The 15505-nt window shown below is 38.9% G+C and carries 3 protein-coding genes; 2 read left to right on the top strand and 1 reads right to left on the bottom strand.

Annotation, left to right across the window (positions count from 1 at the left end):
• Position 1: 1 nt before the first annotated feature.
• On the bottom strand, positions 2-4747 hold the full coding sequence (locus R8495_RS10900) for an immunoglobulin-like domain-containing protein (RefSeq protein ID WP_317635483.1): 4746 nt from the start codon (positions 4745-4747) through the stop codon (positions 2-4).
• A 335-nt stretch (positions 4748-5082) separates the two neighbouring features.
• Here R8495_RS10900 and R8495_RS10905 point away from each other — a divergent pair, with 335 nt between their 5' ends.
• Both R8495_RS10905 and R8495_RS10910 read left to right on the top strand, forming a co-directional pair.
• Positions 5083-10374: a KxYKxGKxW signal peptide domain-containing protein gene (locus R8495_RS10905; protein ID WP_317635484.1), complete on the top strand. Its 5292-nt coding sequence runs from the start codon at positions 5083-5085 to the stop codon at positions 10372-10374.
• Positions 10375-10599: 225 nt separating this feature from the next.
• On the top strand, positions 10600-15177 hold the full coding sequence (locus tag R8495_RS10910) for a lectin-like domain-containing protein (protein ID WP_317635485.1): 4578 nt from the start codon (positions 10600-10602) through the stop codon (positions 15175-15177).
• Positions 15178-15505: the final 328 nt, after the last annotated feature.

The raw sequence follows: 15505 nt of genomic DNA on the forward strand, positions 1-15505 counted from the left end.
TTTAATGCACCTTAAAATTTACAAAATCGCCTTGAATCCATTGGTTATTGCCAACCTTATAGAATCCATTTTGTTTACCAAAAGTCCGCCACTCGGTGCCGTCCATTAGCTTTCGATCCTCATAATAGCCGCCAGTTGTATTAGGGTTCTTCCATAAATTAACCCCATACCCTGGAACGTATTTGATCGTCACGACTCCATCTAGCGTCTCTAAACCACTGACGGGAGTAAACGATACATACTGGGAATCGATCCACTGATTTTTTCCTACATTATAGAAGGTTTTGCCGTTAGAATTGGAAGCCTTTTGGAATATTTTCCAAGCAGTTCCGTGTGCAAGGCGCTGTCCTGTGAAGGATCCACCCGGTGCATCCCAGACATTAATGCCGTATCCGGGAACGTAGTTGATGTAGCCTGTAGAAGGAGATTCGGTAATCTGCCAGTCCGAGGTATCGCCTTTTGGCAACACGGTGATATTTCGAACCATCGAGGTCTTTTGACCGCTTAGGTTTATTGCCTCATAGGTTAGTTGATAGATTCCTGGGCGGTTAGTATCAACGGTACCTTGAATCGTCACCTTTGGTTTCCCCTCAGCGTCTCTTGCGATGCCCTCGTAATTCACAATTTGGTCGTAGTTTCCTTTATATTGGTGGAAAATCTCCCAGGAACCCACCACTTTGAAATCATTTGGATTAAAGTGATCACCGACATGAAGAGTCATACTATCAAGCCCCTGGAAACTAAACACCGGAGCGCTTGAAGAATTAATCTTGATCGGTACGGTAATTTTCGCAGTTGCCTTGCTATCTGGACTGGTGTAAGTAAACACTGCTGGATAGGTGCCTGGCTTAGTTGCATCGATTTCGCTAACGTCAACGTTCAAAGCACTCATTGGAATGCCTTTGATTTTTGACTTTCCATCCGCCAGAGTTAAATCACTACCGCCACGGTAAAAGTCCTGTGGAAATTTGGTCGTTGCAGTCAAATAGTTGCCCGTATTTGTCTTGAAACCGCTTGGCCACTGCGAATATGAATTCTTAGTGTCAGAATCGCTGATGCCAAATCCGCCATAAAGATATATTTGCGAACTAGTGTTCGCACTCTGAGCGTTTTGTTGCCAACTATTTAGAAATGCGGTGACTAGGAGCTGTTTGAGCCTATTTTGAGCAACTTGACCTTGACTATCGACAAGATCAGGATTTCCAGCTACAAGAGTGGATGAAATCTGATTTTTGAAGCTATCAGGCACATCGCCCGCTTTAAGAACTGCTCCATCATCATAAGTTGTTGTATATGGGCTCAACTGAACGTTGAACGGATCGTTCCCGGTAGCGATATCAGTCGTCGAGAACGATGGCTTCGTTTTAGGTTTACTGTGATCTACTGCTGTAGAATCTTCTGTTGATCGATCGTAGACAACCACGTTGATGCGTGCTTTACCTGCGTTTCGTTTAATTCGCGGCAAAGTTGCTTCCACCCATTTAATGCTCTTAATCCACGAAGTGCTTTTGTTAGTGACTTTAGCGATCTCGTTTGCGAGTTCATTTTCCGAGATACCCTGCTTAGCTGCCGCATCAGCGATCGATACCAACTTGTAGCCGGAACCGTCTTGGCCAAATCCATTGCCATCACCTTTATGGTTCCGATCAGTACTATACCCGTGACCATCGGTAAATTCAGATTTACTGACGTCGTTAGCCCGATTTTGAGTCGGATCATTATGTTTAACTACCAGTTCGAGAATCTTAGCAGCATCATCTTCACTATTATTTTCTGACGGATACGTAGTTCCATCGATCGATAGGTCATTTCCCCCAGGACTAGCAATCATATCGCTTGAGACCGGTCCGATTGCAAAATCTTGAGAAACAAACAGACGACTATTGTTTTTGTTGGATCCGTTATTAGAGAACGAGCCTTTCGGATTATTGTAAAGATTGGAATTGAAGTACGCCCGCTTGGAAGCTGCCGTCTGGGCAATATGTTCGCCTAGAGTATAGAAAGGAACAACGTTACTACCACCACTGTAACGCTGAATGAAACCAGCCAAATAATACTTAGCCTCAAAATTTGGCGAATCAACTTTCCCAATCGAACTTGCATCAAGTGTATGGTTAGAATTATAGATCAAAGGTTTAGAGTTGGAAGTGTCCACATAACTGCCACCTTTCTTTTCTTTGACCGTTGTGTTTTTATCCCAAGTTTGAACAAAGTATTGCGAATCATCCCAAATTTCTACTCCTCGATAAGGAACGGACAGATTATTTACTAATCTAGAATCATCAGTTTGGCTGAAAGGATAATCATTTTGCCGATTCATTGTGTACCCTAACCCGTTATTTGGCATATTTGCTGGAGTAAAATATGCTGCAGGAGAGCCGTAACCCTTTGGTTCGCTTTTAGTTTCTTCGTTTTTATTATCCTCACCGTCTGTTCCAACAGCACCATACTTTACAAGAGTTCCCTTATCTCCAGCAGTTATTACAAAATTCCCCCTAATATCGTTTCCATCTTTGATTGTAAATTTCGAATTAAAGTCTTCTGTTGGAGCATTAGCTTCATTTCTCTGCTTTTTATAAGTTGCCGCATAGAAGTAAGTTGGAGTCCAAGAAGCTCCACTTCCGTTAAGAGAAGTAATTGGTTGACTAACAAATCCCTGACCTGGGGTCAACGCAATCTTAGTAGGCGACGGGGAGTCTAAAGTTGCATCAGGATTATTCGGATCATCTAGATCTAACACCGCTTGCGGCTGGATCGTTGAATTAGATCTATCCGATTCCAAAGCTTCTCCATCAATTGTTTGGGCACCCGCACTACTCATTACTGTTGAATACGGATTATCGTAGGACTTATAAATCCAAGAAGAAACTGGTGCCTGGTATGAGAAGCTCTTTTTGATCTGTCCATCAGTAAAACTTCCGTTATCCGATATCTCTTTAGCAATTGCATCCACATCAGTATTTTGAGACTCAGGACTGTTCGTAACGAAATGATTAGCATCGTAAGCCTCTTTAAAATAAGAGGAAGGCTTAAATAGATGCTTAACTTTCCCGACGTTGGTCGTTGACTTAGGATCACTTACTCCAGCCACTTTACTAACCTGTTTGACGCTGGGACTCTTCATATTTCTAGCTGGTGTTAAAGAATTATCTTCCGAATCTGGTGTTCCTTCTGAAATTCTGACGTCTGGAATCGAGGCAGCCGATTTAGTTGACCAGTTTCCTCCATTAAATAGTGAATTGGTGTCAAGTGAATGACCTCCGCCGCCAAACCATCCATCCTTCGTCGGATGATTGGAGTCTGTCAAGCGAATGGGGTAAACCCCCGTTCCTCCGTGATTGTTAACGGATTGCGAGTCTTCCCCACCCAAATTTGTATTAAACACATTGTTATATTCTCGATATTGGGCAGTGGTTTTATTGCTCCATTTCTGCGAATCATAATTGTGACCCCCGGTATTACCAAAGTGGAAATTCTCTGGGCCGTCGATTCCCGAATGAACTTGCGCAGAATTATTATAAATGGACCCACTTCCTCCATCTCCATTTGCCCAAGGAACCCCAATAGTATTTACCCCATCAAGTGTGTTCTGAGTTGCTTCATAGAAATGACTATAAGATGCCTGACCAAGAGTTTTATTGCCATCAGACCCGACGATTACTTTGTTTCCTTCTGCTGTATCAGGTATGGCGGCTCCTTGGACAGCCTTCATCGGCGCACTTTCCTGAAGCGTATTACTACCTGCAACCTTCTTCTTGGCAATCAACTCTGCAATTTGTTTAGCTGTGGTGCCGCGAGGAACGACAATTGTTCCCCCGCCGTCGTTACCGTCAATCCAAAAAGTCGGCTGGTGAGAAAATCCGATTCCGTCAATAAACTCTTGCGGCGCAGTCGTCAAATTAAGCCCCGCGATATCCGTGCCTTCAGAATCATTAGCGTAAACACTGTTGTCAACATAGTTATTAAGCTTCGTGTTCTCCACACCTCGCGGCACAGTTTTGTTATTTAGTTTAAAAATGGCCGTTGCTTTCCTGCCAGTAAGTGAGCTTTGAGCTACTAAAGTGATACTGGTAGTCGCTTCGTGAATGATATTGTCCTCACTTTGTGCAACGTTGTCATAACCGTTCACGTAAATTTGGGCGTAGGCTTTATTGGGATCGCCAAAGAACGCCGTTCCTAGGATGTCTGCCATGTCACGACCAACCCCACTTTTCGAGGGATCTTTAGTGATATCGCCGTTGATTATACTTTGTCCCTTAGCATTCTCCGGGTCAGCAAATCCCGGTTGAGCTCCCTGCTCAAGTTCAGCGCCAATTCCTGGCTTCTCCCCGTTAAACGCTAAAAGCTGCGCAATAAATCCAAGCGCAACACTGTACTTATTATATGTTTCACGATAGCCATCTTTTGGATTATGTCCCGTCGTATTATTAAATAAGACATTGCGAGCATTTGAAGTGCCGTCATTAGTTGCGATCGAGAGGTCAATCAGTTGTTTAACCACCGTCTGGGCACTCGGTTTTGCGCCCAAAGCATTTTTTGTAGGATACCAATCCACTATTCCATCGCTCGGCCCCGCATTTTGCAACAAGCGATCATATGCCCCCAGCTCCGGTTCGTCTACATCGTAATCCCAGCTATAACTCGATTTAGCTGCCTTTACCGATGCCTCAGTGGCAACCATTGATTCAGTAAAAGGCGTAGCCATAAGTAAGAGCGTCCCCGCAATATTCAAAAATTTAGATTTCATTTGTTTCTCCTTAAGATGCCTAAAGTACATCCTACCCAAAAAATTGCTTGCTGTACATCACAATTTCATTTCTTTTTGAAATAAAGGATAAAGATTTGTAATCCCCATAAGACTATTAACCAATTTAAACCCAACGAATAAAGATAACAAAAATAGATTTTTCAAAAAATTTAATACTCATCCACATAAAAAGCCGTTTTCAAAATAAGATTAACCGATTAATTTTTAGTTAAAGAAGAAATTCGAAAAAAATAATTACAATTTCTCAGATTATGTTATAATGCATTCTTGTAAGTATGATTTTATTATAGCTTAAAATTTAGGAGGATTTATATTTGAAACTTAATAGAAACAATCATTTTAAGATGGACGCAAAAGTTCATTATAAGATGTATAAATCAGGTAAAAGCTGGGTAATTGCTGGAATTACTTCCTTTGGCCTTTTACTTGCTCTTGGTTCGCCTGCATCATCAGTTAAGGCTGACACAAAAGCAAGTCTAGCACCAATGGTATCAAACATCGGTACTGCCAAAAATTCAGAGATAACACGTAATTTTAGTGGCAACCCATTGCTTAGAGATTCAAGCAAAACTTTTGCTGAGCAATATGGAACACCGTTAAATTCCACAAATTCTGCTCCGATTTACGGCGAAGTTAAAACCGGCAAAACTTCTACATTACGTTATTTTTATGGTGATGGACAACAAAGCCACCCTTTGTCGACTCTTTACTATAGTGATCCTACTGGTCAAATGAGCGGGGGAAGAAATGTTTCGTTGTATGGAGCACTAGCTAATTTCAATGTAGTGGACAATGGCCAAGTAATTAGTAACGCCCTATATAATTATGGTTCTCAGCGCGGAAGAATTAAGATTGGGATTAATAATAATATTCAAACCCTGGCTGCCCCAATTGAAGGAGGTCAAAAACTTTGGTATGTGGGAAGTGAGAATGGTGGTTTGCCATCTGATCCCTTGAATCCGAGATTAAATAAGACTTTAATTGCAAAGTATTCTTCTGATTACCTGATCAATGGAAAAACTTATACCATTGATTATACCCAAACTTTTAAACCAATGGGTAGTTATGTCAACTATACAATTTCTGCAAGAAATGTTACTGGTCTAAATAGTAGTAACCCTAATGATCCATCCAATGATATAAAGGGATTATTCTTTGAATCAGATTTTGACACTTTGTTCATGCATGAGGACGATAGCGCACCAATGTACTATATTGCTGATAATGCCGGTCTATATAGTCGTGGTCATGATAAAAACGGGACTTATTATCGACTAAATTATTACTTTACTGCTCCAACAGCTCCAACTGGTTGGAAGAGCCCAAATAACGCTTATTCTGATGCAAAAAATGTTTTTGACCAAACTCCAGATTCTTTAGGAAGCAAAGTGCCTCAGGGGAAAACACCACATAAAGAAGGAGATTTAGCGACTACTGCAACAGGCTCAGACAATGGTTATGATCCAGGCTTATTTATGATTTGGAAAGGTCAAGATCTAAAAGCTGGTGAGTCTCGCGAACTCAGCTATCAAACTGGGTTGGATAAAGAAGGAGAAAAATTCGATACTCCTAAAGTTACACTTGACAAATCATCTGATGATTATGCGGGTGAAGATTACGAAGTTACTGGAAAAGTTTCTGATAGTGACACTTCAGCTTTGCCTTTGAAATACTACTACATTCTTGATGGCGCGAATCCGGTTGAATTTACAGGACCTACTTTAACCGATAGTTCAGAAAAATCTTTTAAGTTTACGATTAAAAAATCTGAATTTACGACAGTTTCAGCTACGCACCAGGTAACAGTTTATGCTGTTGACAAAAACAATGTAACGTCACCTACTGTGTTTTTAAAATTAAATTCATTAGCTCATGTCGATACTAAACCAATTGATTTAGTTATTGATGAAAAGTTCGATAAATTTGCTGGCTTTAATGGTGGAACTAAAAATGATGGAACTATATTAGCGCCAAATGATGTTTCTCATGTTGATGCAACCGTAGTTGATATAAAGACTAATCAAACGGTTAAGGAAAATGATTATGCAAAGATAACTGCGTCCGCCAACAAAGATCAATACGAAGTTCAATACGTTTATACATACACTGATGCTGCTGGAAATAATAAAACTACTACAGCAAAATCTCCAATAACAGTAATCGTTCCACCAACAATTAAGGCCAAACCTATTGATATCATGGTTGGTTCCACTTTTGATAAAAATGCTGGATTTGATAAGGGTACTGGCATGAATGGATTACCACTGGATATGATTACAAATGAAAAAGACATCGATGTAGTAGTTACAGATTCCAATAACCAAACAATTACTGATCTATCCAATATTACTAAAAAACCAGGCAATTACACGATCACTTATACTTATAACTATCAATTTGGTGGTAACAAGAATGTCAGTGATTCTGCTAAGCTAACAGTAATGGCTGAACCAACTATTGTTCCTCAAGATGTTAACTTATTCGTAAATGATACGTTTGATAAGTTTGATGGTTACAAGGAAGGAACTGATATTAAGGGTGATCAACTTAAACATGACGATGTTACAGTAGTAATTACTGATTCTGACGATAATGATAAAGTAGTTACAGATCCAAGCACAGTTACTAAAAAAGCTGGTAACTATAAGATCACTTATACTTATACTTATACTTACAACAATAACCCGGTACCAGTTGTCAAAGTTTCAAACGTTAGCGTTGTTGCAGGTAACGATGCTAAGCGTGGTGCAGATTTCTCCTTAAATGATCCAACTTATTACGTTGGAGATCCGTTTAAACCTGCCGATGGCTTTAAGGAAGGTCGCAAGAACGGTACTGATAAGATGAAGGCCGGCGATCTACAGGCAACTCTTGATGGAACACCAGTAACTGATCAAAATACTGTTACCCAAAGTGAAGGTACAAAAACTATTAAATATGACTATTATTATGGTAATAATGGTCAAAGTATTAGTAAAAATACTAGTGTTAAGGTTATTGCACGGAAACATATTACTTTAAACTATGTTGATCAACATGGTAAATCAATTGATACCAACTTATTAACAGGTTTAAGGCATGGTGAGCAGTCTGGGGCTTATGGTTCAGATTTAGGATTTGAAGCAGCTCCAAAACTATCTTTCAATAACAAGGATTATTATAAATTCGATCACGCTGATATTAGTGGTACAACTGAAACTGATCTTTCAAAAATTAAGTTTGGTGATAAAGATATCCAAATAAATCTTGTCTATAAAGGATTAGATGCAAGCAGTATAGATGTTAACTTTAAAGACATAAATAATCCAAATGCCACTTTCACTCCTGCTCCGACTTCGGGTAAAACGGGTGATAAGCTAGACGTTGCAAAAATTGACCTTCCTAACGGATATCATATTGCTTCTTCTACTGAATTAAATGGCAAAACCGATTCAGCAGGCAACGATCTTAAACAACCGGATGTTTCATTTACAGCTGGATCTCAAAACACAACCGTTTGGATCGTAGGCGATACTATTTCTAAAGGTGATAATAATGCATTGATCGTTCACTATTATGTCAAAGATCCAAGTAGTACAGATGCAGATCCAAAACCGGCAAAGGATAAAGTCGGCAAGATAGTAACACTTAAAGACGATGTTGAATTTGGTGGTCGAGTTGGCGATAATCAGGATCTTTTAGCTAAAGACCAAACAATTAAAGGATACACATTAATAACTGGTGATCAACATTATACTTTCAAGCCAGCTAAAGATGCTAATGGTAATCCTACAAATAAAGATGAAATTACTTTCTACTATAAGGCAAATACGCAAACAAACATCACAGTAGATTTTGTTAATATCAATGGTGCTGGCAAAGATATCGTTGGTAATATCACTCCTCAGAACCACTTCACAGGGGATGAATTAGATTTACGTAATGATCCAGAAATCAAGAGTGCAATACCAAATGGATATCAATTGGCAACTGATCCTGAATTGAAGGATAAGGGATTAACAAGACCCCAAAACCCAACATATGGAACAGAAGCTCCAAAAGAAAATCCAATTGTTTATGTAATTGGTAAAGAAACTACTGCAAGTAATGCATTAACTGTTCATCATAAGGTTAAAGGACCGAATAACACTGAAATAGATATTCCAGGAATGCCTGATATCACAATGAATGGACGTGTTGGCGAAACTATCAAGGTTCAACCAACAGCACCAATAGCAGGGTATACTTTAGCTTCTGAATCTAAAGAGATAGCTTATAAGTTTAAGCCTGATAGTACAGGAGAAATTACTTTCTACTACACAGCGAATGAACAAAGCAACGTTACAATTAAATTTGTAAACGCGAAGAATGGTAAGACTGTTAAGACTGATTCTCCAAAGGGTAAGACTGGCGATACTTTAGATCTTACAAGCAAAACTGCTGGAAGTTATATTGATAACACGCTGAAACAAACGGGTTATCACTATGCAGAAAATGGTGAACTGAATGGTAATAAACAACCAGATAAAAACCTAGAGTTCTCAACAACTCCACAGACACAAACTGTATATGTAGCAGGAGATGTAGTTGATGGTACAAGTCATGCATCAAGCAGAGTAACGGTTCATCATTATCTTAAAGGCACAACAAAAAATGTACCTAGAATGACTGATACTTATAAAGGTGGCATAATCGGAGATAACGTAACAGTTAGTCCAGATGATCCAGAACAAAAAGCACCTGCAGGCTATACAATTGTTCCAAACCAACAACCTGATACATGGGAACTAACAGCTGATGGCGGACATGAAGTTACTTATTACTATACAGCCGATTCAATAGATAACATTTCAATCCAATTTGTAAATGCTTCCGATCCTACGAAGAAAGTAGGTATGCCATATATCCCATCAGGACATGTAACCGGCGACAACTTAAAGGTAGATAGTGACGAGGTCAAAGGACATGTTCCAGCAGGATATCATGTAGCAAGTAAAGCTGAGTTAGATGATTTGGGAAGTAGTTTGACGCAACCAGAATTAGTGTATGGTGTTACAAGTGGAGTTCAGACAGTTTATGTTATTGGTGAAGCACAAAGTAATATTACAGTTCACTTTTTAGATGCTAAAACGTTGAAAGAACTCGGAACTGTAACTCCAAAAGAGAATCCTGATTCAAATTCTAATCCTAAAGCCTCTTATAGGACGGGAGATGTATTAAAATTAGATGCTGCAAGTAATTATGTTTCGGACTTTATTAATGCTCATACGGGCTACTCCTATACATCTAATAGTGAGTTATCAAGTATGAATCTGAAACAGCCAGAAAATCCAACATATACAACTCAATCTCAAGATATAAATGTGTATTTGAGCCCTCAATCAAAGGCAACACATATTTTGAAAGTTATACATAAGGAACAACTTCCTTCAACAAGAGGTGTTAGAGGATTAAAAGACTTCCAAACTTCTATAGAGGAGGGTTCAGATTATGACTTTGATATTAATGACAGTGCACATAAAGCACCGAGAGGCTATACATTGATACCGGGTCAGGAAAGTAAGCTGAAAGGAACTATGGGTACTGACGGCAAAGAAATAATCCTGTATTACGCAAAGATTCGTTAGAACTGGGTTTTAGCACAAGCTAAATACAAGAGTTCATAACATAAGTACCAAAGAAAGAAGCTTCCAAGACAGTCGAGAGACTGAATTGGGAGCTTTTTGTGTTGCGTAAATTTTTTTTCTTAAAACATATTATTTAGCAAAAACGTTAACCTTAAACCTTGTTTAATGTTAGAATGTTATGGTAGGTATTGTAGTTTTGAAGATGATTAAAGAAGGAGTTTTTTAGTGAAGGATAAAAGAAGTTATGTGGACGAGAAAGTCCATTTTAAGATGTATAAATCGGGGAAATTGTGGTTAGTTGCAGGTATTACCACATTAGCTCTTGGTGCTGGAATGGATTTGGGGTCAAATCCAGTGAAGGCTGATTCTCTTCCTGTACGTCCATTGATTAGTAGCAACACTGGCTCTGCGTTGAGTTCAAATCCGTTTCTAACTCGCGATGGCACTAATATTGGAAACATTGATGTCACTCCCGCAAATTTTGGTGATTACTTCAAGGTTAACGGGGATGCAAAATGGGATCCAACTAATGCTACTCTCACATTAACCGAAGATAAAAAGGGTCAAACCGGGAATGCGACTTTAAAAACTAAGATCAGCGTTAATGATGATTTCCACTTAAAAGGAGAAGTCAATTTAGGTAATAAGAGCAGGGGTGCAGGTGGAGCCGACGGGATCGGTATTGCATTCCATACTGGTGAAAATTCAGAAATTGGCGTTGCTGGAGGTTGTTTAGGGCTCGGGGGTCTGCCCAATGGGTTCGGATTTAAACTGGATACCTATTGGAATTCTGCTGGAGTTTATGGCAGTAATGCTGGATATGATGATGATCCACAGGATTTTAATAAACCTCAGAGCGCATTTGGTGCGTTTGCTCATAATGTAATCAAAAATGGCATATCAACCGTTGTAACTTATGATGGAGATGATGCTAAAGCTTTTAAGATTTCGGAACCGAATAATAATAGTTTTTTGCCAATCGAAGCTGATTATTCAGGCACCACTCACGAATTAAAAATTACATATGATGGGCACACTTGGACTAAGAAGATTGATGAAGACAAGTGGATTCCGGAAGGAACTACATCACTTTCATTTGTAATTTCTGGCTCTACGGGTGGCAGTTGGAACCTCCAGCAATTCAAATTAAAGAATTTCGAATATACTGGCTATGGAGTGCTTAACAATAAATTTGTCGGACCTGATGGTAAAACAGAAGTTGGTACAATTCCTCAGGCAAACGCAAAGGTTGGCGACGATATTTCTTTAACCGATGCTGTTGATAAAATTAAAGCTATTGAGCAAGCAGGCACATATTATTTCGATAAGGCTACTTATTCAAATGATGACGGAAAACCCGAAAAAGATTTTGACCTAACTACTCATTCTTCTGTTAAAGCGACGGAAGCGCCTCAAACGATTACTTATAAGTTTGCTAAGAATCAGGCTAGTATCCAAACAAAACCTATTACAATGTATGAAGGCGACACTGTGGATATGAGTAAGGGCTTCGATACTGCCAAAGACAAAGATGGAACAAGTTTAAGTTATGATGACATCAGTAAATCTAGCACCGTTGGTGTTGATGGAAATACTACTGTAACTTATAGCTACACACCGACTGGCTACGGCAATGTTGCGCTAAAACCAGTTACTGCTAGTCCGAAAATTAATGTTATCGCGCGCAAAAAAATTACCATTAAATACGTTGATGCAAATGAAAACGCGATTGATAATAAATTATTAACTGGGATTACTGAGGGTGATCAAACAGGAGCATATGGGTCAACTTTAGAATTTACTAAACCAGAGAAATTATCTCTAAATGATAAAGTCTATTATGAATTTGACCATGCTGTAATTACTGGAACAACAGAAACTGATCTTTCTAAGATTAAATTTGGCGATAATGATATTGAACTCAAATTATATTATAAAGGTGTTGCATCAGATGGTATTAAGGTTAATTTTAAAGATGTCAACGATTCAAAGAAAGCTTTCGAACCTGTCACTATATCTGGTAAAGCCGGCGATAAATTAGTAGTCAATGATATTAAGGCGCCAAACGGTTATCATATTGCTGATCCTTCAAAAGAAAACTTGCCAGTGGGAACGTCGCAACCAGATATAGAGTTTGGAGCAGAGGCTTCCGAAACTACCGTATATATCGTGGGTGACGATATTGCTGAAAATGATGACAATGCGTTGATTGTCCATTACTACCTTAAAGACAAGAACAGCAAAGATTTGAAGCCGGCTCTAAATGATGAAGGAAATCCGGTAACAGTTCATGATGATGTTAGAAAGGGCGGACGAGTAGGCCAAACAATTACACTTTCTTGTAACGATCAGCCAACTGTTGCTGGGCATACCCTTGCAAGCAAAGATGACATTTCTTATGAGTTCAAGCCGAAGACCACTGGTAGCAAGCCTGGGGAAGTAACTTTCTATTACACAGCTGATGAACTTAAGAATATTCAGATTGATTTCACAGATATCAATAACCTTAATAATGATAAGAATGGCATTGTAGATTCAGTAATCCCTGAAGGAAATCATACGGGAGACAAACTAGATATATCTAGCGTAAAAGTTCCTGATGGTTATCATGTAGCGAGTGCTGATGAATTGAACGGTACTCAGTTAAACCAGCCAGACAATCCAATATATAAACCAGGCACCGCCATTGTTCCAGTCCCTGTTTATGTCGTTGGTAATGATATTGCTGAGGGCGATAATAACGCAATGGTCGTTCATTACTACCTCAAGGACAAGAATAGTCAAGATTTGAAGCCTGCTTTAGATAAAGATAATAAACCGGTTGAAGTAAAGAAAGATCGGAGAATCGGTGGAAAAGTCGGAGAAACAATTAATCTTTTAGCAACTGAAAGTGATCAAGCAGTTGATGGCTATACAGCAGTAAATCCAAGCGTCTCGGGTACTTTAAAATATGGTCAAAAACCAACTGAAGTAACTTTCTACTATACAGCAGATGGAAAAAGCAATATCCAAGTAGATTTTGTTAATATCAATGGTGCTGGCAAAGATATCGTTGGTAATATCACTCCTCAGAACCACTTCACAGGGGATGAATTAGATCTAAGTAATGACCCAGAAATCAAGAGTGCAGTGCCAAACGGATATCTAATGGCAACTGAAGAAGAATTGACGGCTAAGGGATTAACAAGACCCCAAAACCCAACATATGGACCACAAGCACCAAAGGAAAATCCAATCGTTTATGTTGTTGGTAAAGAAACTACTGCAAGTAATGCATTAACTGTTCATCATAAGATTAAAGGACCGAATAATACTGAAACAAACGTTCCAGGAATGTCTGATATCACAATGAATGGACGTGTTGGAGAAACTATCAAAGTTCAACCAACAGCACCAATAGCAGGGTATACTTTAGCTTCTGAATCTAAAGAGACAGCTTATAAGTTTAAGCCTGACAGTACAGGTGATATTACCTTCTATTACACAGCTAAAGAACAAAGTAACGTTACAATTAACTTTGTAAACGCGAAGAATGGTAAAACTGTTAAGACTGATTCTCCAAAGGGTAAGACTGGTGATACTTTAGATCTCACAAGTGTAGGTCCTGATAGCTATATTAAGAAGACAATTCCAGCAGGATATCACTATGCAACAAATGGTGAACTGAATGGTAATTCTCAGCCAGATAAAAACCTAGAGTTCTCAACAACTCCACAGACACAAACTGTATATGTAGCAGGAGATGTAGTTGATGGCACAAGTCATGCATCAAGCAGAGTAACGATTCACCATTATCTTAAAGGCACTGCTACTCCTGTACCAGGCATGGGGGAAGTTGGAACTGGAAATAGTTATAAAGGTGGCATAATCGGAGATAACGTAACAGTTAGTCCAGATGATCCAGAACAAAAAGCACCTGCAGGCTATACAATTGTTCCAAACCAACAACCTGATACATGGGAACTAACAGCTGATGGCGGACATGAAGTTACTTATTACTATACAGCCGATTCAATAGATAACATTTCAATCCAATTTGTAAATGCTTCCGATCCTACGAAGAAAGTAGGTATGCCATATATCCCATCAGGACATGTAACCGGCGACAACTTAAAGGTAGATAGTGACGAGGTCAAAGGACATGTTCCAGCAGGATATCATGTAGCAAGTAAAGCTGAGTTAGATGATTTGGGAAGTAGTTTGACGCAACCAGAATTAGTGTATGGTGTTACAAGTGGAGTTCAGACAGTTTATGTTATTGGTGAAGCACAAAGTAATATTACAGTTCACTTTTTAGATGCTAAAACGTTGAAAGAACTCGGAACTGTAACTCCAAAAGAGAATCCTGATTCAAATTCTAATCCTAAAGCCTCTTATAGGACGGGAGATGTATTAAAATTAGATGCTGCAAGTAATTATGTTTCGGACTTTATTAATGCTCATACGGGCTACTCCTATACATCTAATAGTGAGTTATCAAGTATGAATCTGAAACAGCCAGAAAATCCAACATATACAACTCAATCTCAAGATATAAATGTGTATTTGAGCCCTCAATCAAAGGCAACACATATTTTGAAAGTTATACATAAGGAACAACTTCCTTCAACAAGAGGTGTTAGAGGATTAAAAGACTTCCAAACTTCTATAGAGGAGGGTTCAGATTATGACTTTGATATTAATGACAGTGCACATAAAGCACCGAGAGGCTATACATTGATACCGGGTCAGGAAAGTAAGCTGAAAGGAACTATGGGTACTGACGGCAAAGAAATAATCCTGTATTACGCAAAGATTCGTTAGAACTGGGTTTTAGCACAAGCTAAATACAAGAGTTCATAACATAAGTACCAAAGAAAGAAGCTTCCAAGACAGTCGAGAGACTGAATTGGGAGCTTTTTGTGTTGGTTCTGTTAACGTATGTACCAAATAACCGACGTATATTAAAAGGCTCGCGATTCTGTTATTCTTAAAATCAGAATTGCGAGCCTTTCTTTTGTGGTACGCATCATCTTGGTTGTGCCCGCCTTCAACTTTCACATTGATCAAAAAAAGAACCACAATTCTTCTATAATCATAGAAGAATTGCGGTTCGCAATGTGAACAGATAAATTATATGTCCAAAATAATA

It is taken from the genome of Xylocopilactobacillus apicola, assembly GCF_033095985.1.
GTDB classification, from domain to species: domain Bacteria; phylum Bacillota; class Bacilli; order Lactobacillales; family Lactobacillaceae; genus Xylocopilactobacillus; species Xylocopilactobacillus apicola.

Bases quoted from the DNA above. Each gene is read 5' to 3' on its own strand.
- R8495_RS10900 (WP_317635483.1), bottom strand. From the start codon at position 4,747: ATGAAATCTAAATTTTTGAATATTGCGGGGACGCTCTTACTTATGGCT.